Here is a 21,440-nt window from a genome sequence, read left to right as displayed (position 1 = left end):
GAATCAGTCGCACCAGTGGATGCGCAGCGTCGGGCGGCCATCGAGATCGATCGCGTTGAGAATGGGATACAGCGCTGCGTTGTTGCTTTCCAGCGCCTGCTTGAGCACTTCCAGCTTCTGCTTGCCGCGCAGCAGCAGCAGCCGCTGGCGGCACTGGCGCATGCCGTGCGGTGTCAGCGTGATGCGCAGCGGCCACTGGTTCGATCCCGGGCAGCCGGTGGCATCCAGCGCGGCGTAGGGCAGGGTACTTTCCAGCGCGCGGGCCAGGTCCTTCGAGCCGGGGAACAGCGATGCCGTATGCCCGTCATTGCCCATGCCGAACACCGCCAGCGACGGTGCCTCGGTGTGCTGCGCCTGCAGGTTGGCGGTGTAGACACATTCCGGCAACGGCTTGCCCACCCGCACCAGCGGATCGAAGTGTGCGCCCTCGGCGCGGTTGAGCAGGCTCTGGCGAACCAGCCAGGCATTGCTGTCGCGGTCCTGCGGCGACAGCCAGCGCTCGTCGACCAGGCTGACTTCGACCCGGTCCCACTGCACGTCCAGTTCGGCCAGCGCCTGGTACACCGGTGCCGGCGTGGTGCCGCCGGAGAGCAGCATCCGGGCCCGGCCCGCAGCGTCGATGTCATGGTTGAGGATCTGCGCCATTTCGGCTGCGATCGTCTCGATCCACGCATCGGCGTCGGTGTGCCGGATCAGGGTGAAGCGGTTGGAATCTTCAAGTGCGTTCATGCGGCGCCTCCTGGCAGGTCGCGTTCGAGGTCGGCTGCGTAGGCGGCCGCGCCCAGCAGGCCCGCGTTCGGGTGCATCACCGCCAGCGACGGCACCCGGGCCATGATCGACGAGAACCGGCCCTTGTGTTCGAAGCGCTGGCGGAAGCCGGAATGCTGAAGGGAATCGAGCATCTTCGGCACCAGCCCGCCGGTCAGGAACACGCCGTCCCACGCGCCCTGGATCAGCACCAGGTCGCCGGCAATGGCGCCGAACACCGCGCAGAACAGGTCCACCGTGCGCATCGCCTGCGGGTCGCCATGCAGGGCGCGCGCGGTGACGTCCACCGGCTGCAGTTGGCCCGGGTCGACATCGGCCATCTCGCACACCGCGCGATGGATGTTGACCAGGCCCGGCCCGCAGATCAGACGTTCATTCGAGACCCGGCCGAACTGCTCGGACAGGATCTCCAGGATGCGGATCTCCTCCGGCGTGCCGGGCGGGAAGCTGACGTGGCCACCTTCGGTTTCCAGCGGGTAGCAGCGGCCGTGGCGCAGGATCAGCCCGCCCACGCCCAGCCCGGTGCCCGGGCCGATCACCGCGTAGTTGCGCGGCTGGCCGGGCTGGCCCGGCACCCACGCCGCGCCGCCGACCTGGACCACGTCCTGCGGCTGCAGCAGCGAGATCGCCATCGCCTGCGCGGCGAAGTCGTTGATCAGGTGCAGGCCATCGAAGCCGAGCATGTGCGCGGTGCGCATGCGCGAGATCACCCACGGGTGGTTGGTGATGCGCGCCTCGTCGCCATCGACGCGGCCGGCCACGGCGAACACGCCGCGGCGTGCTTCGGCGCCGATCTGCTCCAGGTAATGCCGTGCGGCATCGCCCAGCGACGGGAAATCGGCGACCACGAATTCGCGGATGCTGTCCTTCAGCAGCGGCGCGGCCAGGCTGGTGTCGGCCAGCGCGAAGCGGGCGTTGGTGCCCCCGATATCGGCCACCAGCGCCGGTTGGGTCGACACCGTCATGCGCGTTCCTTGCGGTTGGCCTCGGCATCCACATCGGCCGGCAGGAAGCCGAACGCCTGTTCCGGGCCCCATTCGCCGGCCGGGTAGGGCTGCAGCGGCAGCTGCGCTTCCTTCCAGGCATCGCTGACGCTGTCGATCCAGGCCCAGGCGGCACGCACTTCATCGTCGCGCACGAACAGCGCATGGTTGCCGTTGAAGGCATCTAGGAACAGGCGCTCGTAGGCGATGCGGCGGTGCAGGCCGGTCGGCACGGACAGTTCCAGTTCCAGCGGGTGCAGTTCCAGCGCGCCCCACTCCGGGCCGGCCAGGCTGCTCATCAGGCCGAGCTCGATGTTTTCCTGCGGCTGCAGCTGGAAGGTGATGCGGTTGGGCGTGGCGTTGGCGCGGTCGGGTCGTTCGAACAGCCAATGCGTGACCGGCTTGAGGTTGACCACCACGCGGGTGGTGCGCTCGGCCAGGCGCTTGCCGGTGACCAGGTGGAACGGCACCCCGGACCAGCGCCAGTTGTCGATATGCGCGGTGACCCCGGCGAAGGTTTCCACATCGCTGCCTTCCGGCGGCTGGTAGGCCTGCGCGGGCTGGCCGTTGATGGTGCCGGCGGTGTAGCGGCCGCGCACGCTGTCGCGCGCGGCATGCTTGGCATCCAGCGGACGCAGCGCACGCAGCACCTTGACCTTCTCATCGCGGATGCGGTCGGCTTCCAGCGACGCCGGTGGTTCCATCGCCACCAGGCACAGCAGCTGCAGGATGTGGCTCTGGACCATGTCGCGCAGCGCGCCCGAACGCGCGTAGTAGGCATCGCGGCCATCCACGCCTTCGCTCTCGGCGACCAGGATGTGCACCGATTCGATGTAGTTGCGGTTCCACACCGCCTCAAGCAGCGTGTTGCCGAAGCGCAGGGCGATCAGGTTCTGCACCGCCGCCTTGCCCAGGTAATGGTCCAGGCGGAACACGCGGTCTTCGTCGATCCACTGGCCGATGGTGGTCAGGATCTGTTCGGCGCTGGCGCTGTCGCTGCCGATCGGCTTTTCCAGCATCAGGCGTGCCGGCGCGGCCAGCGCGCCCCCCAGGGCCAGGCCCTCGCAGGTGGAGATGTACAGGCCCGGCGGAATGGCCAGGTAGCTCACGCACTTGCGGTCGACCAGGTCGCTGACCGAGTCGGCCACCGACTGCGGATCGCGCAGGTCCACCGAACGGTAGTCGATGCGGTCCAGCAGCGACTGGATGTCATCCAGGCTGGCCGCCGGCATCGCCTGCTGCAGGCGCGGGCGCAGGATCTGGCGGAACGCGTCGGTGTCGTGCGGGGACAGTGCCAGTGCGCGGACCTTGAAGTCTTCCGGCAGCAGGCCGTCACCCAGCAGGCGCAGCAACGAAGGGAACAGGTAGCGCTGGGCGAGGTCGCCGGTGGCGCCAAACAGGAAGAGGGTATCGTGCATCGCTCGAGTTTCAGATCCGGGTGACATCGTTGTCAATCGCTTCTCGTCTATGTTCTCGGGGGTCAAGCTGGCCGCGGTGTCCGGTTGCTGAAATCGCAACATGAACAGGTGCGGGCCCGCCCATCATGGGGCATGTCACGTCCTGACGGCGACGCGGTCATGACCGACCATTGGATACTGCCACGTGAAAACGTTTACATGGCAGAATGAGCAGACTGTATTCGATTGCAGTGGTCGCCGTCATGCGGCACCACGCCATCGACCTGCCATCGGGAGGGCCGAAGGCAGTTCCGCATCAACAGCCCGGCAGCGGGCGGACTGGAATGGGTGATATGGCAAAAGTGCAGTTGCAGGGCGTGCGCAAGGTGTACGACAACGGCCAGGTGGCCGTCCAGGGCGCGACCTTTGAAGTGGCCGATGGGGAATTGATGGTCCTGGTGGGGCCGTCGGGGTGTGGCAAGTCGACCCTGCTGCGCATGGTCGCCGGCCTTGAGGAAATCAGCGGTGGCACGCTGAGCATCGGCGACCGCGTGGTCAACGACGTGGCACCGAAGGACCGTGATATCGCCATGGTGTTCCAGAGCTATGCGCTGTACCCGCACATGACCGTGGCCGAGAACCTGGCCTTCGGCCTGAAGCTGCGCGGCCACGACAAGGCGACCATCGCCAAGCGTGTGAACGAAGCGGCGCAGACGCTGGGCCTGACCGAGATGCTCGACAAGCTGCCCAAGGCGATGTCCGGCGGCCAACGCCAGCGCGTCGCGCTGGGGCGTGCGCTGGTGCGCGAACCGGCGGTGTTCCTGCTCGATGAGCCGCTGTCGAACCTGGATGCCAAGCTGCGCCACAGCGTGCGCACCGAGATCGCGCAGCTGCACCGCAAGCTGGGCACCACGATGATCTACGTGACCCACGACCAGGTGGAAGCGATGACCCTGGGCCAGCGGATCGTGGTGCTCAAGGACGGGGTGATCCAGCAGATCGACACGCCGATGGCGCTGTACGACCGCCCGGCCAACCTGTTCGTGGCCGGCTTCCTCGGCAGCCCGGCGATGAACGTGCTGCGCGGCACCCTTCAGCGCGTGGATGGCGGGGTAGTAGTGCAGGAGGGCACGCTGCGCGCGCCGCTGGGCGCTGCGACCATCGACCCGTCCTGGATCGGGCGGACGTTGGCGGTCGGGGTCCGGCCGGAGCATCTGCAGCCGGCCGTGCCGGGCGATGCCAACGCGTTTGACGCGACCATCGACGGCATCGAGCCGGTGGGCAACGAGATCTTCGTCAACATGACCCATGGCGACCAGGCGCTGGTGATGCGCGTCGCGCCGCAGGCATTGCCGGCGGTGGGTGGCACCATCCGCGTGGCGATCCAGCCGCAGGGGCTGCATTTCTTCGATGCGGAGTCCGGCGAGCGGTTGAACCGCGACGCGTGATGGGTCCGGTCACGACCAACGGTCGTGACCTACCGGGAGACGGAAAGTTGGTAGGACACGACCGTTGGTCGTGTCGCCCGTCAACGGGCGAGGCCGTCCAGCAATGGAACGCCGTGGGCTTCCACGCCGCCAACGCTCAATGCCCCCTCGGCCATCTCCAGCGGCAGCACCGCCAGCGCCAGGTCTCCGGCCACGCTCGCCACCGTGCCAACGGTGGCGCCGTTCTGCTCGACCTTCGCGCCACTGGCGGTGCCATCGGCCACGCGCAGCAGCTGCAGGGCGCGCTTGGCCTTGCCCAGGAAATGGGTGCGGGCCACGATTTCCTGGCCCGGGTAGCAGCCCTTCTTGACGCTGTAGCCGTTCAGGCGGTCCAGCCCCAGCTGCTGCGGGGTCCAGGTTTCGCGCTGGTCGGCATCCAGGCGCGGCACCCCGTAGCGCAGGTCGGACTGGCGCCAGGCCAGTTCGAACGCGGCATCGGCCGGCGATGCATCCACAGGCGCGGGTGCGATCTTCAGGGTACGCGGCAAGGCATCGCTGCCCACATCCAACTCCAGCGCGTCACCCTCCAGCGCAATTGCCGCGCCAGACGCCGCTTCCGGCGCGGTGAAGCTGCCGGCCACCGCCAGATCGGTGCGCATCTCGATCTTGACCTTCCGGCGGAACACGAAGCGCTGTAACTGCGACGCAATCGCATCGGCGTCACCGTCGGCCAGCACCAGCAGCATGTGCTCCTGGTCCAGCTTCAACAGCTGAAACACAGCAAGGGTGCGGCCCTTGGCGCTCAGCCAGGCGCTCCACTGCCAGTGCAGGACGGGCAGGGCGGTGACATCGCTGGCGAACTGGGCATGGGCGAACGCCGCCGCATCCACACCGCGCAGGCTGAGCAGCGCGTGACCGGAAAGTCGCGGAAAACCACTGAAATCGAAGGGCAGGTTGTCAGGCACGTGAACGGGGTCTAAAATTTGTGCGTTGCGAGACCACCCATGATAGGCCAAACAACCCCCACTCCCGATATCGATCCTGAAGCCCCGCTGGTACCGGAGGAGCAGCCGCTCGCCGTTACGCCGGTGGCGCCTGTGGAGATCGGTGGCCGCGGCGGACTGGATCCGGTGCGGTATGGCGATTGGGAGAAAAACGGACGCTGCATCGATTTCTGATCAGCATTGAGCCAACGCGGCAATTGTGCCGCCCAGCCGAGACAACGAGCCCAGCGAATGGCCGCCAGAGAACGTCCCCTTTCCCCGCACCTTCAGGTGTATCGCTGGCAGATTCAGATGGCCACCTCGATCCTGCATCGAGCCACCGGCATCTTTCTGTCTGTTGGAGCCCTGATCATCGCTGGCGGCCTGCTCGCCCTGATGATGGGTCCTGAATCCTGGAACTGCTTCACCGGCCACGCCGGCAGCTGGTACGGAAAGCTGTTCCTGTTCGCCTGGACTTGGTCCTTCGCCTACCACCTGTGCAATGGCATCCGCCATATCGTGCAGGACTTCGCGATCGGCTTCAGCATTCCGGCCTTCGTGCGCAGCAGCTGGATGTCGGTCATCGCCAGCCTGGTGATCACCGCGCTGGTCTGGGCCTATGTCTTCATGGGAGCGACCGCATGAACAAGTTCCGTACCCCGTTGAAGAACGTGCGTGGCCTGGGCGCGGCCAAGACCGGCACCGAGCACTTCGTGCTGCAGCGCCTGACCGCCACCGCGCTGGTCCCGCTGACCATCTGGTTCCTCATCTTCGTGCTGAGCCTGGTCAACGCCGATTACGTGACCGCCGCCGACGCGGTGTCCAAGCCGTGGAACGCGGTGCTGCTGGTGGGTTTCCTGGTGGCCATGTTCTGGCACGCCCAGCTGGGCCTGCAGGTCGTGCTGGAAGACTACATCCATAATTCGTTGCTGGCCCTGGCGCTGCAGACCACGGTGAAGTTCATTGCCGTGCTGGGCGCGATCGTCAGTGTTTTTGCGGTCGCCCGCATTGCGCTCGGCGTTGCCTGAGTCAGGCACCAAGACAGGAATCCAGAGTAGATGTCCGCTTACAAGATTACGGAACACAAATACGACATGGTCGTGGTGGGCGCCGGCGGCGCCGGCCTGCGTGCCACGTTCGGCCTGGCCGCCAAGGGCCTGCAGACGGTCTGCCTGACCAAGGTCTTCCCGACCCGTTCGCACACCGTGGCCGCGCAGGGCGGTATTTCCGCCGCGCTGGGCAACATGGGTGAAGACGACTGGCGTTACCACTTCTTCGACACCATCAAGGGGTCGGATTGGCTGGGCGACCAGGACGCGATCGAATACATGTGCCGCGAAGCGATTCCGGCCATCATCGAACTGGAACACTACGGTGTGCCGTTCAGCCGTACCGAAGACGGCAAGATCTACCAGCGCCCGTTCGGCGGCATGACCACCAAGTACGGCGAAGGCCCGTCCGCGCAGCGCACCTGCGCCGCCGCCGACCGTACCGGCCACGCCATGCTGCACACGCTGTACCAGCAGTCGCTGGCGCACAACGCGCGCTTCATGATCGAGTACTTCGCGCTCGACCTGATCTTCGATGAGGAAGGCGTCTGCCGCGGCGTGCTCGCGCTGGACATGGCCGACGGCTCGCTGCACCTGTTCCGCGCCCACGGCGTGGTGCTGGCCACCGGCGGCTACGGCCGCGCCTACTTCAGTGCCACCTCGGCCCACACCTGCACCGGCGACGGCGGCGGTCTGGTCATGCGTGCCGGCCTGCCGATGCAGGACATGGAGTTCGTGCAGTTCCACCCCACCGGCATCTACGGTGCGGGCTGCCTGATCACCGAAGGCGTGCGCGGCGAAGGCGGCATCCTGCGCAACAGCAACGGCGAGCGCTTCATGGAGCGCTACGCACCGCATTACAAGGACCTGGCCTCGCGCGACGTGGTGTCGCGTTCGATGACCATCGAAATCCGCGAAGGCCGCGGCGTCGGCGAGCACAAGGACCACATCCTGCTCGACCTGACCCACCTCGGCCCGGGCGTGATCGACGACAAGCTGCCCGGCATTGCCGAAAGCGCGCGGATCTTCGCCGGCGTGGACGTGCACAAGCAGCCGATCCCGGTCATCCCGACCGTGCACTACAACATGGGTGGCATCCCGACCAACTACCACGGTGAAGTGGTGCGCAAGGTCGGCGACAACCCCGATGCCGTGGTGCCGGGCCTGTACGCCATCGGCGAAGCGGCCTGCGTGTCGGTGCATGGCGCCAACCGCCTGGGCTCCAACTCGCTGCTCGACCTGGTCGTGTTCGGTCGTGCGGTGGCCAACCGCTGCGCCGACACCATCAAGCCGGGCCAGCCGCACAAGACGCTGGCGTCGGATGCTTGCGACAAGGCGCTGGGCCTGCTGGACAAGCTGCGTTACGCCAACGGCGACACCCCGACCTCGGTCATTCGCGACCGCATGCAGCGCACCATGCAGAACGACGCGGCGGTGTTCCGTACCAGCAAGACGCTGGAAGAGGGCTGCGCCAAGATGTCGGAGATCTTCGACTCCTTCCAGGACGTCAAGGTGTCGGACCGTTCGCTGGTGTGGAACTCGGACCTGATCGAAACCTACGAGCTGAACAACCTGCTGCTCAACGCGGTGGCGACGATCAACTCGGCCGAACAGCGCAAGGAAAGCCGTGGCGCACACGCGCACGAGGACTTCCCGGACCGCGACGACGTCAACTGGCAGAAGCACACGCTGGTCAATGTCGACGACAACGGCAAGTGCAGCTTCGATTACCGCCCGGTGCACATGTACACGCTGAGCAAGGACGTGGACGTGGTCCCGCCCAAGCCGCGCGTCTACTAAGCGCCATGCGGATCGACTTCCTCACCTTCCGAGCCAGCCGCGCCTGCATTGCAGCGCGAGCCGCCTGAGCCAACGAGAACAGCCATGGCCGAGTTTTCCCTCCCAAAGAATTCCAAGATCGGAAAGGGCAAGCACTTCCCCGCCAAGAGCGGTGCGAAGAACACCCGTACCTTCAAGATCTACCGCTGGAGTCCCGACGACGACAGCAACCCGCGGACCGATACGTACGAGATCGATCTGGACGCCTGCGGCCCGATGGTCCTGGACGCGCTGATCAAGATCAAGAACGAGATCGACCCGACCCTGACCTTCCGCCGTTCGTGCCGCGAGGGCATCTGCGGTTCGTGCGCGATGAACATCGACGGCACCAACACGCTGGCCTGCACCCGCGCCATCGCCGACTGCGGCAAGGCCGAAGTGCCGATCTACCCGCTGCCGCACATGAGCGTGATCAAGGACCTGGTACCGGACCTGACCCACTTCTACGCGCAGTACGCCTCGATCAAGCCGTGGATCCGCACCCAGACCCCGCCGCCGCCGGACCGTGAGCGCCTGCAGTCGCCGGAAGACCGCAAGAAGCTGGACGGCCTGTACGAGTGCATCCTGTGCGCGTGCTGCTCGACCAGCTGCCCGAGCTACTGGTGGAACGGCGAGCGTTACCTGGGCCCGGCGATCCTGCTGCAGGCCTACCGTTGGATCGTCGACTCGCGCGACGAAGACACCGGTGCGCGCCTGGACGACCTGGAAGACCCGTTCAAGCTGTACCGCTGCCACACCATCATGAACTGCGCCCGCACCTGCCCGAAGGGCCTGAACCCGGCGCTGGCGATCGCCGAGATCAAGAAGCTCATGATGGCGCGCCGCGCCTGATCGTAGAGCCACGCCCTGCGTGGCTGCCAAGGCATGACGGCGAAGCCGCGCCCCCTTGATATAGGGGGCGCCTTTGTTTTCAGCGCGTCGCCACGCGCCCGTGTACTGCCGCGCACCCGGATGACGTGCTCCAGTCTGGAATCACCGAAATGGACGAAGCCACCCTCCTCAAGAAACTCCGCTGGCGCTGCCGCCGCGGCATGCGCGAGCTCGACCAGCTTTTCGAGCGCTATCTCGACCGTCAGTGGGCCACTGCACCCACCGAGGAGCGCGAGGTTTTCCTGCGGCTTCTCGACTGCGAAGACGATAAGTTGTGGCGCTGGTTCATGGGTTACGAGGTATGCCCGGATGCCGAGCTCACCGACCTCATCGCCCGGATCCGCGCCCTGCCGGCTTGAGTGGCGCCCCTCGCGCTGGCAGGTTGCCGCGCACGTTCTGTTTGCGCTGCTGATGCCTTGGGTAGCCACGGCCAGCGCGCTGCCGTCCGCCGCGCAGTGGCCGCTGGGCCTGGCGGCCGGGGCGGGGACCGCCTGGCAGGGCTGGCGCCATGCCCGCCGACGGCCCCGTGCCTTCGTGATTCCGCCCGGCGACAGCCCGGCCCAGGTCGATGGCGAACCGGTGGAGGGGATCTCCCTGCATGACCGCGGCCCGCTCCTGCAGCTCAGCTGGCGCCAGCACGGCCGCCGGCAGGCCTGCCTGTTCTGGCCCGACACCCTGCCGCCGCCGCGCCGACGTGAACTGCGACTGGCGATCCGGGCCCGTCCCATTCCGCGTTCACCTCCGTGATGGCACCATAGGCTGAATTGTCCGGCGTACCTGCATGTTCAAACCCATACCAGTAGCCATCGGCCTGCGTTACCTGCGGGCCAAGCGCCGCAACGGCTTCATCTCCTTCATCTCCATGGCCTCGATCCTCGGCATCGCGCTGGGCGTGACCGTGCTGATCACCACGCTGGCGGTGATGAGTGGTTTCCAGAAGGAAATCCGCGACCGCCTGCTGCAGATGACCGCACATACCACGATCACCGCCGACGGCGCGCCCATGGCGGACTGGCAGCATGCGGTAGAGGTGGCCCACAAGGATCCGCGCGTGGCCGGTGCCGCGCCGTACATCGAGATCCAGGCCATGCTCAGCGGCGCCCGCGTGCAGGGTGCGATCGTGCAGGGCATCGACCCGGCGCTGGAGCCGGCGGTGTCGGTGATCAACACCAAGCTCAAGAAGGGCAGCTTCGACAGCCTGAAGGAAGGCAGCTACAACCTGCTGGTCGGCCAGGAACTGGCGATCTGGCTGGGCGTGGATGTCGGTGACACCGTGCTGGTGACCCTGGCTGAAGTGCAGGGCACCCCGATGGGCGCGATGCCCCGGTTGAAGCGCTTCACCGTCAGCGGCATCTTCGAGGCTGGCTACAACGAAATCGACCGCGGCGTGGCCTACGCCAACATGGCCGACCTCGAGCGCGTGCTGCGCATGGACGGGGTCACCGGCGTGCGCCTGAAGCTGCATGACATGGACAAGGCGCTGGACGTGGGCGTGGACCTGGCCCACAACCTCCGCGGCGGCTACCGGGTCAGCGACTGGACCCAGCAGAACGCCAACCTGTACCACTCGCTGCGCATGGAAAAAGTGGTGATGGGCATCCTGCTCTCGCTGATCATCGCCATGGGCGCGTTCAACCTGGTCTCCTCGCAGGTGATGCTGGTTACCGACAAGCAGGCCGACATCGCGATCCTGCGCACCCTGGGCCTGACCCCAGGCGGGGTGATGCAGGTCTTCATGGTGCAGGGCTCGCTGATCGGCATCTTCGGCACCGTGCTCGGCGTGGTCGGCGGCATCACCCTGACCTTGAACCTGGAGCGCATCCTTGGTGCGATCGAGACCCTGTTCAACGTCAAGCTGCTGCCCGAAGACGTTTATTACATCACCGGCCTGCCGACCGACATGCAGACCCCGGACATCGTCATCATCACGGTCATTGCGCTGGTCATGAGCTTCCTGGCCACCCTGTACCCCGCGTGGCGCGCTGCCCGCACCCAGCCGGCGGAGGCCCTGCGCTATGAATGAGCCGATCAACCGCGGCGACGAAGTGATCCGCGCGCAGGGGCTGGCCAAGACCTACGCCGAAGGCCGCATGCAGACCCCGGTGTTCAACGGCCTGGACCTGAGCGTGGCCGCCGGCGAGACGGTCGCCATCATCGGTGCCTCCGGCGCCGGCAAGAGCACGCTGCTGCACCTGCTGGGCGGGCTGGACACGCCGACCGCCGGCGAAGTGTTCGTGGCCGGCAACCAGATGTCGTCGCTGTCCGACAGCCAGCGCGGCCGCCTGCGCAACCGCGCGCTGGGCTTCGTGTACCAGTTCCACCACCTGCTGCCCGAATTCACCGCGCTGGAAAACGTGATGATGCCGGTGCTGCTGGGCGGCGAGGAGGTGGCCGATGCCCGGTCACGCGCAAAGGCACTGCTGGAATCGGTGGGCCTGGGCCACCGCCTGGAGCACAAGCCGGGCGAGCTGTCCGGTGGCGAGCGCCAGCGGGCCGCCGTGGCCCGTGCGCTGGTCAACCGCCCGGCCTGCGTGCTGGGCGACGAACCGACCGGCAACCTGGACGACAAGACCGCCGCGACCGTATTCGAGCTGATGCTGGACCTCAACCGCGCCCACCACACCAGCCTGGTGCTGGTGACCCACGACCGCAGCCTGGCGCGCAAGCTGGACCGCGTGCTGGAACTGCGCGAAGGCCGGCTGCACGCCCTGGCCCACGCCGAGGTCTGAGCTGGCAGCTGAACAGCCACCCGCCCGAACCTGCGGGCCGGCGGCAGCGGGTGCATGATCGCCTTGTTCCCCACCGCGGAGGTGCCATGAAAACGCTTGTCGCCATCGTTGCAATGGGCCTGGTGCTGGCCGGTTGTGCCACCGGCCGGCTGAGCAGCGCCGAACGCCTGGAGCTGTACCGCGCCCACGCCGGCCCGCCGCAACCGTCGATGCGCTACTTCGGCTCGCTCAATGGTTGGACCGAACTGGGCGACAGCGCGCTGGCGGTGTGGACCCGCCCCAGCGAGGCCTATCTCATTGAACTGCGCGGCCCGTGTTACGGGCTCAGTTACGCTACCGCGATCGGGCTGACCAGCCAGACCGGCCAGGTGTCATCGCGCTTCGACCGGGTGCTGGTCCGTGATCCCAACCACGGCCCGAGCGTCCCGTGCTTCATCGGCGCGATCCGTCCGCTGGACGTCAAGGCGCTGCGCTCCTCGGAGCAGGAAATGCGCCAGGCGCAGGTGCAGGAGCGCGAAGCGGGGCAAACGCCGCCGGCGGAATAGGTCGGTCGCTGCTGTCAGGCCTCGGGGACGAACCCGGCCGGCTTCTCGGCGCCACCGCTGAAGAGGTACTTCACCAGCTCTTCTTCCAGGAACGCGCGATGCTTCGGATCGCGCGGCGACAACCGGTTCTCGTTGATCAGCATCGTCTGGTGCGCCAGCCACGCGGCCCAGGCGGTCTTGCCGATGCCATTGAAGATGCGCTGGCCCAGCTCGCCGGGATAGGGCACGAAATCCAGCCCTTCGGTGTCGCGTTGTTCGTACTGGCAGAAAACGGTGCGGGCCATGGGCTAGTCGATCCTCTTCAAAGTCGTTGCAGCGCGTAGTTTACGGCTACTTCCGTTTTCCAGCAGTTTGCGGATCGGCGCGGGCAGACCCAGGCTGGGCAGCTCCTGCGCCGGGACCCAGCGCAGGCCGGCAATGTCATTGCGCAGGCCATCCACCTGCCGCGACAGGATCTGCAGGTGCAGGCGATAGTGGCTGAAGGTGTGCTGCAGCACCGGCAGCTCTTCGGCATCTTCCAGCGAGCCCAGCACATGCGCATCGAACCAATCCTGCAGCGCGGTACCGCTGTCGGCTTGCGGCAGCGTCCACAGCTGCGCCCAGATGCCGGTGTCCGGGCGCTTCTGCAGCAGCACCCGCCCCTGTGCATCGCGCAGCAGCAGCGCCACCGCCTCGCGTTCGGGCAGGACCTTGCTGGGCTTCGGGGTGGGCAGCTGGTCGCTGCGGCCTTCGCGGCGCGCCACGCAGTCGTCCTGCAGCGGGCAGATCACGCAGGCCGGCCGGCTGCGGGTGCAGACCGTGGCGCCCAGGTCCATCTGCGCCTGCGTGTAATCTGCCAAACGGCCGCCAGGAACATGCTCCACGTGCAGCTCTGCCAGCGCCCACAACACCTTTTCCACCGCCGGCAGGCCGGGGAATCCTTCGATGCCGTGGTAGCGGGTGAGCACGCGCTTGACGTTGCCATCGAGGATCGCGAAGCGGTCGTTCCAGGCCTGGCTGAGGATCGCGCCGGCGGTGCTGCGGCCGATGCCCGGCAGTGCATGCAGTGCATCGACGTCGCGCGGCAGCTCGCCGCCGTGCAGTTCGACACAGCGCTGCGCGGCGGCATGCAGGTTGCGCGCGCGGGCGTAGTAGCCCAAGCCGGCCCACTGCGCCATCACCGCGTCGTTGCTGGCGGCGGCGAGGTCGGGCAGGGTGGGGAACACGGCAAGAAACTTCAGGAAGTACGGGATGACCGTGGCGACTTGGGTCTGCTGGAGCATGATTTCCGACAACCACACCCGGTACGGCGTGCGCGGATGCTGCCAGGGCAGGTCATGCCGGCCATGGCCGTCGAACCACGGCAGCAGCCGGTCGACGAACGCGTCGGCGCTGGCGGGCGACATCAACCGCCCAGCGCTTCCGGCAGCAACGCATCCACGAACGCTTCCGGATCAAACACGCGCAGGTCTTCGGGGCGCTCGCCTATGCCGGCGAAGCGGATCGGAATGCCGAATTCGCGCGCCAGCGCGAACACCACGCCGCCCTTGGCGGTGCCATCGAGCTTGGTCACCACCAGGCCGGTCACATTGACCGCGGCATGGAACTGGCGCAGCTGCGAGAGCGCGTTCTGGCCGGTGGTGCCATCAATGACCATCAGCACCTCGTGCGGCGCGCTTTCATCGATCTTGCCCAGCACGCGGCGGATCTTGCCCAGCTCGTTCATCAGCCCGCCCTGGGTATGCAGGCGGCCGGCGGTATCGGCGATCAGCACCTCGGTGCCGCGTGCCTTGCCGGCCTGCAGCGCATCGAATGCCACCGAGGCGGCATCGGCGTTCTGGCCCTGGGCGACCACGGCCACGCCGTTGCGCTCGCCCCAGGCCTGCAGCTGCGCCACGGCGGCGGCGCGGAAGGTATCGCCGGCGGCCAGCATCAGGCTGTGGCCATCGTCCTTGAAGCGCTTGGCCAGCTTGCCGATGGTGGTGGTCTTGCCGACGCCGTTGACGCCGACGGTGAGGATCACGAACGGCTTTGCGCTGCGGTCGATCACCAACGGGCGGGAGACCGGCTGCAGGATCGCGATCAGGTCGGCGCGCAGCGCCTTCAACAACGCGTTGGCGTCGGTGAATTCGCGCGCCTTCATGCGCTTGCGCAGGCCTTCCACCAGTGCGGTGGTGGCACCCACGCCGACATCAGCGGTGATCAGGGCGGTTTCCAGCTCATCGAGCAGGTCGTCGTCGAGCTTGGGGTTGCGCGAGAACAGGCCGCCGAAGCTGCGTGCGATGACGCTGTTGCGCAGGCGGTCGCGCCAGCCGGTCTTGCCGGGCGCGGCGGGTGCGGCTTCATCGAAGGCGGTCGGGGCGGCCAGCGGCTGCACCGCTTCCTGCACGATATCGGTGGCCACTACGACAGGGGCGGGCGGATAGAGCGGGGTGGGGGCCGCCTGCACCGCTTCGATGCGGGGTGCATCGGCCTGGGCCGCTGGCGCGCTCACCGGAGCGGCTGCGTCGACGCCGGGCGTCGCCACCGGTGCTGCCGGTGCTGCGATGGGCGTGGGCTCGACGGCGGGCTCTGCGGCCGCTACGACCGGCTCGGCCTCAGTGGCGGCGGACGGGAACGCGGCGGCCAGTTCCTCAGCGCTGTAGTGCTGGGTCTTGGGCGCGTCCTGCGGAGCGTCCTGGGGCTTTTTGCGACGGAAGAAACTGAGCATGGGATTCGGCGCTGAAATCAGGGGGATATGCTACCACCCGGGCCCGTAAGGCCCGCGTGGAGCGGCGGACGGATCGCACGGTGACGGACCGCCTGGGCCGGCCAACGGCCGGCGCTACCGAGACGCACCGAAGCCCAGGGTTGGTTAAACGCGATCCCAAAGGCCACGTAGCAATTCGTAGCGCCGGCCGTTGGCCGGCCCAGGCAGACGCGTCCGAAGCCCAGGGTTGGTTAAACGCGATCCCAAAGGCCACGCAGCAATTCGTAGCGCCGGCCGTTGGCCGGCCCAAGCGGTGCCGGCCACCACGTACCGCGTTAAACCGACAATTCCAGCAACAGCTTGTTCAACCGGCGCACATAAGCCGCCGGATCCTTCAGCGTATCGCCCGCAGCCAGCGCGGCCTGGTCGAACAGCACCCGGCTCAGGTCGCCGAAGCGGGCGGCATCGGCTTCCTGGTCCAGCTTGCCGATCAGCGGGTGGGCCGGGTTGAACTCGAACACCGGCTTGCTGTCAGGCACCTTCTGGCCGCTGGCCTCCAGGATCTGGCGCATCTGCAGGCCCAGGTCCTGTTCGCCGATGGCGAGGATGGCCGGCGAATCGGTCAGGCGGCGCGACACGCGTACATCGGCCACGTCATCGCCCAGCGCGCCCTTGATCCGCTCGACCAGGCCCTGCTTGTCCTTGGCGGCCGCTTCCTGCGCCTGCTTGTCTTCGGCCGTTTCCAGCGCGCCCAGGTCGAGGTCGCCACGCGCCACATCCACGAACGACTTGCCGTCGAACTCGGTCAGGTAGCCCATCAGCCACTCGTCGATGCGGTCGGTGAGCAGCAGCACTTCGATGCCCTTCTTGCGGAACACTTCCAGGTGCGGGCTGTCCTTCACCTGGGTGTGGCTGTCGCCGGTCAGGAAGTAGATCTTGTCCTGGCCTTCGATCATGCGGCCGATGTAATCGGCCAGCGACACGTTCTGCTCGCCGCTGGCGTCATGGGTGGAGGCGAAGCGCAGCAGGCCGGCGATCTTCTCGCGGTTGTTGAAGTCTTCGGCGGGGCCTTCCTTCAGCACCTGGCCGAACTGCTTCCAGAACCCGGCATACACCTCGGGCTTGTCGGCGGCCAGCTTTTCCAGCATGTCCAGCGAGCGCTTGGTCAGCGCCGACTTCATCGAATCGATGACCGGGCCGGACTGCAGGATTTCGCGCGACACGTTCAGCGACAGGTCGTTGGAATCGACCACGCCCTTGATGAAGCGCAGGTACAGCGGCAGGAACTGCTCGGCCTGGTCCATCACGAACACGCGCTGCACGTACAGCTTCAGGCCCTTGGGCGCGTCGCGGTGGTACAGGTCGAACGGCGCGTGGCCGGGCACGTACAGCAGCGAGGTGTACTCGAGCTTGCCTTCGACCTTGTTGTGGCTCCATGCCAGCGGGTCCTGGTGGTCGTGCGCGGCGTGCTTGTAGAACTCCTGATACTCGGCGTCGCTGATCTCGGTGCGCGGGCGGGTCCACAGCGCACTGGCGCGGTTGACGGTCTCCCACTCGACTTCGGCCGGGGCGTCGTCGCCGTGGTGTTCCCTGGCCATCTGGATCGGCAGGCCGATGTGGTCGGAGTACTTCTTGATGATGCCGCGCAGGCGCCAGGCATCGGCGAAGTCCTGCTGGTCATCCTTGAGGTGCAGCACGATGCGGGTGCCGCGTTCGGGCTTATCGATGGTTTCCACGTCGAACTCGCCCTCGCCACGCGAGGACCAGTGCACGCCTTCGCTGGCCGGCAGGCCGGCGCGGCGCGAGTACACGTCGACCTGGTCGGCCACGATGAACGCGCTGTAGAAGCCGACGCCGAACTGGCCGATCAGCTGCGAATCCTTCTTCTGGTCGCCGGACAGCTGGCGCAGGAAGTCGCCGGTGCCGGACTTGGCGATGGTGCCCAGGTGGGCGATGGCCTCGTCGCGGCTCATGCCGATGCCGTTGTCGTCGATGGTCAGGGTATGCGCCTGCGGGTCGACGCTGACCTGGATGCGCAGTTCACCATCGCTTTCGAGCAGGCCCGGCTGGGTCAGCGCTTCGAAGCGCAGCTTGTCCGAGGCATCGGCGGCGTTGGAGATGAGCTCGCGAAGGAAGATTTCCTTGTTGGAGTACAGCGAGTGGATCATCAGCTGCAGCAGCTGCTTCACTTCGGTCTGGAAGCCCAGGGTTTCTTTGTGGGTCTGCTCGGTCATCGGGGAGTGCTCCTTGGACGGTGCCGCGCCCGGCGCGGCGGCTGCACAAGGGGTAAGGACGGATTGTCCCGATTTCAAGATGGCAGCGTTTCAATGGGGTCACGGTATTCTTGGCGGATGAATTCACGTGCCCCCGCATCCCACCCCGTAGGCCAGGTCCGCATCATTGGCGGCAAATGGCGCAATACCAAGCTACCGGTGCCGCTCGCGCCGGGCCTGCGGCCCAGCAGCGACCGGGTCCGCGAGACCCTGTTCAACTGGCTGATGCCGCGCCTGGGCGGGGCCCGGGTGCTGGACCTGTTCGCCGGCAGCGGCGCGCTGGGACTGGAAGCGGTGTCGCGCGGGGCGGTCCAGGCCACGCTGGTGGAGCGCGATGCCGCGCTGGCCCGCCAGCTGCGCGAATCGGTGGCCAGACTGGGCGCCCAGGGGCAGGTCGAGGTGGTGCAGGGCGATGCGCTGCACTGGCTGGGCCAGCGGCCGTCGGGGCTGGCCGACATCGCCTTCATCGACCCGCCATTCGCCGACGGGCTGTGGGAGGCGGTGCTGGCGGGGCTGGGGCCGCACCTGGCGACCGATGCCTGGCTGTACCTGGAGTCGCCGGCCGGGCAGACCCTGCGCCTGCCGCCGGGCTGGCTGCTGCACCGGGAGGGCGGCACCCGCGAGGTCCGCTTTGCCCTGTACAGGCGCGCCACTGCTACACTTTCACCAGATCAGAACGCGTAGCTTCCGCATGACCGCAGCCAACCGCCGCATCGCCGTATACCCGGGCACCTTCGATCCGATCACCAACGGTCACATCGACCTGGTGAACCGGGCCGCGCCGTTGTTCGAGAAGCTGGTGGTCGGCGTGGCGCAGAGCCCGTCCAAGGGTCCTTCGCTGCCGCTGGAGCTGCGGGTGTCGCTGGCGCGCGATGCGCTGGCCCACCACCGCAACGTGGAAGTGCGCGGTTTCGACACCCTGCTGGCACATTTCGTGCGCTCCGAGCAGGGCGGGGTGCTGCTGCGCGGCCTGCGCGCGGTCTCCGATTTTGAATACGAATTCCAGATGGCCAGCATGAACCGCCACCTGATTCCGGAGGTCGAGACGTTGTTCCTGACCCCGGCCGAGCAGCACAGCTTCATTTCGTCCTCGCTGGTCCGCGAGATCGCCCGTCTTGGCGGCGACGTGTCCGGCTTCGTGCCGGCCTCGGTGCTCGAGGCGCTGCGCAAGGTCCGCGAAGCGAAGTCTGGCCCCACGTAAACCCCAAGACCCACACATACCAAGCATCACCAAGAGGGAGACTCCATGAACAACACCATGCGTGCCATGTTGATCGCGTCGTTCGCGCTGGCGTTCACCGCCTGCAAGAAGGAAGAAGCCGCACCGGTCGCCGATGCCCAGCAGGCGCTCGTCGCCCCGGCCAAGGATGACGATGCGGGCTGGAAGAAGTACCTGCAGTCCGTCGCCGTGCAGAACATGGGCAACATCACCAACAGCCCGTTCCTGTACTACCTCTCGCCGGAATCGGATCCGGAGTTCCAGGCCAAGTACGACCGCCAGGTCGAGAGCGCCACCGCTGCTGTCGCCCGTGGCGTGCAGCCGGGCAACATGCTGGCCTTCGGTTCGTCCGCCTCGGGCAAGATGGCCGACATGATCCAGGCCGTGTTCAAGGACGTGTCCGCCGACTCGATGAAGGGTGTGCGCGTGGTGTTCATCGGCCAGGCGGCCGACAACGCCCGCGTCCAGTCGATCGTCCAGCCGACCGGCGCCGAGTACATCTTCGTCGAAGCCAAGTAAGCCGTGCCATGGCGGCCGCGCACGTGTGCGCGGCCCGGGCGGCGTCCTTCGTGGACGCCGCCGTTGACCGGCCCGCGCAGCTGCGCAGGCCGGTTTTCCTCTGCCGGCACTGGCGTGGAGTAACGCCATGTCGCTGAAAATCAATGAGCTCTGCGTCAACTGTGACGTATGCGAGCCCGCCTGTCCCAACCAGGCCATCTCGATGGGTGAAACCATCTACGTGATCGACCCTGCACGCTGCACCGAATGCGTGGGGCATTTCGACGAACCGCAATGCGTGGTCGTCTGCCCGGTGGAATGCATCGATCTCGATCCGGACATTCCCGAAACCCAGGAAGCGCTGCTGGCCAAGCTGCATGGGCTCCAGCGCGATCATCCCGAACTCTATGTGGAGTCTGCGCCCGAATGAACACCCCCTCCCGTCGCTGGTTGCTGCTGCTCCTGCTGTGGACCCCGGCCCTGTGGGCCGCCGAGCCTGCGCCGCAGGCCACGCTGGCCGCGCATCCTGAAGGCGCCGCCATCGCCAGTGGCCATCACCTGGCCACCGAAGCGGGCATGGAGATCCTGGCCAAGGGCGGCAACGCGTTTGACGCCGCAGTAGCGGTGTCGTCCACCCTGGCAGTGGTCGAACCGATCAGCTCCGGCCTGGGTGGCGGTGGCTTCTTCCTGCTGCACGATGCGAAAACCGGCAAGGACGTGATGCTGGACGCGCGCGAGACCGCACCGGCCGCCGCGACCCCCGAAGCATTCCTGGACAGCAAGGGCGAGCTGAACCGCGACCGGTCGGTGAACGGCCCGTGGTCGGCCGGCATTCCCGGCCTGCCGGCGGCGCTGGTGGAGCTGTCGGCCAAGCACGGCAAGCTGCCGCTGCAGGCATCGCTGGCCCCGGCGATCCGCATCGCCCGGGAGGGTTTCCCGGTGTATGCGCGCATGGCCAAGGGCTATGCCTCGCGCCGTGAAGTGATGGAGCGCTACCCCGGCACGCGCGAGGTGTACCTGCGCAATGGCAAGCCGATCGCCGAAGGTGATGTGTTCAAGCAGCCGGAGCTGGCGCAGACGCTGGAGCGCCTGGCCGCGGGCGGGTTCGATGGCTTCTACAAGGGCCAGACCGGCAAGCTCCTGCTGGCCGGGGTGAAGCAGGCCGGTGGCAAGTGGACGGCCGACGAGCTGGCCGGCTACCGGGTCAAGCAGCGCGAACCGATCGTGTTCAATTACCGCGACTGGAAGATCACCACCGCCTCGCCGCCGTCGTCCGGTGGCATCGCACTGGCCTCGATGCTGCAGATCCTGGAAGGGTGGGACCTGAAGGCGATGGATCCGGCCCACCGTACCCACCTGGTGGTGGAATCGATGCGCCGCGCGTTCCGTGACCGCACCTTCTTCCTGGGCGATCCGGACTTCGTGCAGATTCCGCAGAAAGTGCTGACCAGCCGCGACTACGCCCAGGGCCTGCGCGCCACCATCCACCCGGAAAAGGCCACCCCCAGCGACCTGCTGTCGGGCAATCCGACCCCGCTGGAAGACGACGAGACCACCCACTTCTCGATCATCGACCAGCAGGGCAACCGCGTGGGCGCCACCCAGACCGTGAACCTGCTGTACGGCTCGGGCCTGATTCCGTCGGGCACCGGCGTGCTGCTCAACAACGAGATGGACGACTTCGCGCTCAAGCCGGGCACGCCCAACGCGTTCGGCGTGATGGGGTATGCGGCCAACGCGCCCAAGCCAGGCAAGCGCATGCTCAGCTCGATGACCCCGACCTTCATGGAATCGGCCGACAAGGTCGTGGTGCTCGGCACCCCGGGCGGCAGCCGCATCATCACCATGGTGCTGCTGGGCGTGCTGGGCTACGACGATGGCCTCGACGCCAAGCAGGTTGCGGCACTGCCGCGCTTCCACCACCAGTGGCTGCCGGACGTGATCGAGGCTGAAAGCGGTGCGTTCGATGCGGGCACCATCCAGCAGCTGCAGGCGATGGGCCACAAGATCGACCTGCCCGGCGACAGCGCCGAAGGCGGGCGCGGTTCCAGCCATGTGTGGGGCAACCTGCAGACGGTGGAGTGGAACCGCCGCAGCAACCAGCTCAGCGTGGGCAGCGACCCGCGCAACCCGGTCGGTTCGGGAGCGGTCGCTCCTGCGGCGGCACGGTAAACCAGAAACCCCGCCACGGC

The 21,440-nt window shown here is 67.1% G+C and carries 24 protein-coding genes; 16 read left to right on the top strand and 8 right to left on the bottom strand.

Annotation, left to right across the window (positions count from 1 at the left end; translation table 11 throughout):
* Nucleotides 1-3 precede the first annotated feature (3 nt).
* From pgl to zwf, 3 genes are read right to left on the bottom strand one after another with little or no spacing between them, the layout of a single operon-like run.
* The gene (pgl, locus tag KVS69_RS01075; protein WP_068850990.1) at nt 4-729 is read right to left on the bottom strand and encodes a 6-phosphogluconolactonase; all 726 of its coding nucleotides are present in this window, start codon (nt 727-729) and stop codon (nt 4-6) included.
* On the bottom strand, nt 726-1,733 hold the full coding sequence (gene glk, locus KVS69_RS01070; RefSeq protein ID WP_217535928.1) for a glucokinase: 1,008 nt from the start codon (nt 1,731-1,733) through the stop codon (nt 726-728). The genes pgl and glk overlap by 4 nt, the downstream gene beginning before the upstream one ends.
* A complete protein-coding gene (gene zwf / locus KVS69_RS01065) occupies nt 1,730-3,169 on the bottom strand; it encodes a glucose-6-phosphate dehydrogenase (RefSeq protein ID WP_217535919.1) in 1,440 nt (479 codons plus the stop codon). Before zwf ends, glk begins: the two co-directional genes overlap by 4 nt.
* A gap of 332 nt (nt 3,170-3,501) precedes the next feature.
* On the opposite strand from zwf, the gene ugpC reads away from it, so the two are divergent.
* Nucleotides 3,502-4,596 (top strand): sn-glycerol-3-phosphate ABC transporter ATP-binding protein UgpC, encoded by a 1,095-nt coding sequence (gene ugpC / locus KVS69_RS01060; RefSeq protein WP_217535916.1) that lies wholly within the window; start codon nt 3,502-3,504, stop codon nt 4,594-4,596.
* Nucleotides 4,597-4,676: 80 nt separating this feature from the next.
* Here the strand turns inward: ugpC and KVS69_RS01055 are convergent, their stop codons facing one another.
* Nucleotides 4,677-5,540 (bottom strand): folate-binding protein, encoded by an 864-nt coding sequence (locus KVS69_RS01055; protein ID WP_217535913.1) that lies wholly within the window; start codon nt 5,538-5,540, stop codon nt 4,677-4,679.
* Nucleotides 5,541-5,579: 39 nt separating this feature from the next.
* Between KVS69_RS01055 and KVS69_RS01050 the strand changes: the two genes are divergently transcribed.
* The 10 genes from KVS69_RS01050 to KVS69_RS01005 all read left to right on the top strand — a co-directional run bounded on the left by KVS69_RS01050 (nt 5,580) and on the right by KVS69_RS01005 (nt 12,590).
* Complete coding sequence (locus KVS69_RS01050) at nt 5,580-5,753, top strand: DUF1674 domain-containing protein (protein ID WP_083214109.1); 174 nt, start codon at nt 5,580-5,582, stop codon at nt 5,751-5,753.
* A 57-nt stretch (nt 5,754-5,810) separates the two neighbouring features.
* Nucleotides 5,811-6,203 (top strand): succinate dehydrogenase, cytochrome b556 subunit, encoded by a 393-nt coding sequence (sdhC, locus tag KVS69_RS01045; RefSeq protein WP_068851002.1) that lies wholly within the window; start codon nt 5,811-5,813, stop codon nt 6,201-6,203.
* Entirely contained in the window at nt 6,200-6,586 is a 387-nt protein-coding gene (sdhD, locus tag KVS69_RS01040; protein WP_068851005.1) for a succinate dehydrogenase, hydrophobic membrane anchor protein, read from the top strand. The genes sdhC and sdhD overlap by 4 nt, the downstream gene beginning before the upstream one ends.
* 30 nt (nt 6,587-6,616) lie before the next feature.
* Nucleotides 6,617-8,407 carry a succinate dehydrogenase flavoprotein subunit gene (sdhA, locus tag KVS69_RS01035; RefSeq protein WP_068851008.1) on the top strand — a complete coding sequence of 597 codons (1,791 nt, stop codon included), beginning with the start codon at nt 6,617-6,619 and terminating at the stop codon, nt 8,405-8,407.
* Nucleotides 8,408-8,491: 84 nt separating this feature from the next.
* Nucleotides 8,492-9,277, top strand: coding sequence for a succinate dehydrogenase iron-sulfur subunit (locus KVS69_RS01030; protein ID WP_093534163.1), 786 nt, complete (start codon nt 8,492-8,494; stop codon nt 9,275-9,277).
* 149 nt (nt 9,278-9,426) lie between these two features.
* Nucleotides 9,427-9,675, top strand: coding sequence for a succinate dehydrogenase assembly factor 2 (locus KVS69_RS01025; RefSeq protein ID WP_184124050.1), 249 nt, complete (start codon nt 9,427-9,429; stop codon nt 9,673-9,675).
* A gap of 52 nt (nt 9,676-9,727) precedes the next feature.
* Nucleotides 9,728-10,063 carry a hypothetical protein gene (locus tag KVS69_RS01020; RefSeq protein WP_093534167.1) on the top strand — a complete coding sequence of 112 codons (336 nt, stop codon included), beginning with the start codon at nt 9,728-9,730 and terminating at the stop codon, nt 10,061-10,063.
* A gap of 34 nt (nt 10,064-10,097) precedes the next feature.
* Entirely contained in the window at nt 10,098-11,339 is a 1,242-nt protein-coding gene (locus tag KVS69_RS01015; RefSeq protein WP_184124046.1) for a lipoprotein-releasing ABC transporter permease subunit, read from the top strand.
* The gene (lolD, locus tag KVS69_RS01010) at nt 11,332-12,045 is read left to right on the top strand and encodes a lipoprotein-releasing ABC transporter ATP-binding protein LolD (RefSeq protein ID WP_068851023.1); all 714 of its coding nucleotides are present in this window, start codon (nt 11,332-11,334) and stop codon (nt 12,043-12,045) included. The genes KVS69_RS01015 and lolD overlap by 8 nt, the downstream gene beginning before the upstream one ends.
* Nucleotides 12,046-12,131: 86 nt before the next feature.
* Nucleotides 12,132-12,590 carry a DUF6491 family protein gene (locus KVS69_RS01005; RefSeq protein WP_093534169.1) on the top strand — a complete coding sequence of 153 codons (459 nt, stop codon included), beginning with the start codon at nt 12,132-12,134 and terminating at the stop codon, nt 12,588-12,590.
* A 14-nt stretch (nt 12,591-12,604) separates the two neighbouring features.
* On the opposite strand, the gene KVS69_RS01000 is transcribed toward KVS69_RS01005, so the two are convergent.
* The 4 genes from KVS69_RS01000 to htpG all read right to left on the bottom strand — a co-directional run bounded on the left by KVS69_RS01000 (nt 12,605) and on the right by htpG (nt 17,492).
* Nucleotides 12,605-12,874: an oxidative damage protection protein gene (locus KVS69_RS01000; RefSeq protein ID WP_068851029.1), complete on the bottom strand. Its 270-nt coding sequence runs from the start codon at nt 12,872-12,874 to the stop codon at nt 12,605-12,607.
* Between the two features lie 3 nt (nt 12,875-12,877).
* Entirely contained in the window at nt 12,878-13,975 is a 1,098-nt protein-coding gene (gene mutY, locus KVS69_RS00995; RefSeq protein ID WP_217535909.1) for an A/G-specific adenine glycosylase, read from the bottom strand.
* Nucleotides 13,975-15,279: a signal recognition particle-docking protein FtsY gene (ftsY, locus tag KVS69_RS00990; protein ID WP_217535908.1), complete on the bottom strand. Its 1,305-nt coding sequence runs from the start codon at nt 15,277-15,279 to the stop codon at nt 13,975-13,977. Before ftsY ends, mutY begins: the two co-directional genes overlap by 1 nt.
* A 314-nt stretch (nt 15,280-15,593) precedes the next feature.
* A complete protein-coding gene (gene htpG, locus KVS69_RS00985; protein ID WP_217535906.1) occupies nt 15,594-17,492 on the bottom strand; it encodes a molecular chaperone HtpG in 1,899 nt (632 codons plus the stop codon).
* 117 nt (nt 17,493-17,609) lie between these two features.
* On the opposite strand from htpG, the gene rsmD reads away from it, so the two are divergent.
* The 5 genes from rsmD (at nt 17,610) to ggt (ending at nt 21,420) form a co-directional block, all read left to right on the top strand.
* Nucleotides 17,610-18,215, top strand: a complete 606-nt coding sequence (gene rsmD / locus KVS69_RS00980; protein WP_217535904.1) for a 16S rRNA (guanine(966)-N(2))-methyltransferase RsmD — start codon at nt 17,610-17,612, stop codon at nt 18,213-18,215.
* A gap of 7 nt (nt 18,216-18,222) precedes the next feature.
* On the top strand, nt 18,223-18,732 hold the full coding sequence (coaD, locus tag KVS69_RS00975; protein WP_093534179.1) for a pantetheine-phosphate adenylyltransferase: 510 nt from the start codon (nt 18,223-18,225) through the stop codon (nt 18,730-18,732).
* A gap of 45 nt (nt 18,733-18,777) precedes the next feature.
* On the top strand, nt 18,778-19,269 hold the full coding sequence (locus tag KVS69_RS00970) for a hypothetical protein (RefSeq protein WP_068851048.1): 492 nt from the start codon (nt 18,778-18,780) through the stop codon (nt 19,267-19,269).
* 127 nt (nt 19,270-19,396) lie between these two features.
* The gene (locus KVS69_RS00965) at nt 19,397-19,678 is read left to right on the top strand and encodes a YfhL family 4Fe-4S dicluster ferredoxin (protein WP_217535899.1); all 282 of its coding nucleotides are present in this window, start codon (nt 19,397-19,399) and stop codon (nt 19,676-19,678) included.
* A complete protein-coding gene (gene ggt / locus KVS69_RS00960) occupies nt 19,675-21,420 on the top strand; it encodes a gamma-glutamyltransferase (RefSeq protein WP_217535897.1) in 1,746 nt (581 codons plus the stop codon). The genes KVS69_RS00965 and ggt overlap by 4 nt, the downstream gene beginning before the upstream one ends.
* Nucleotides 21,421-21,440 lie beyond the last annotated feature (20 nt).

This window comes from Stenotrophomonas sp. GbtcB23, from assembly GCF_019091045.1.
In the GTDB taxonomy this organism is placed as follows: Bacteria; Pseudomonadota; Gammaproteobacteria; order Xanthomonadales; family Xanthomonadaceae; genus Stenotrophomonas; species Stenotrophomonas rhizophila_A.
The sequence above is the reverse complement of the archived record's forward strand: the minus strand, read 5'-3'. Positions and strand labels throughout refer to the sequence as shown.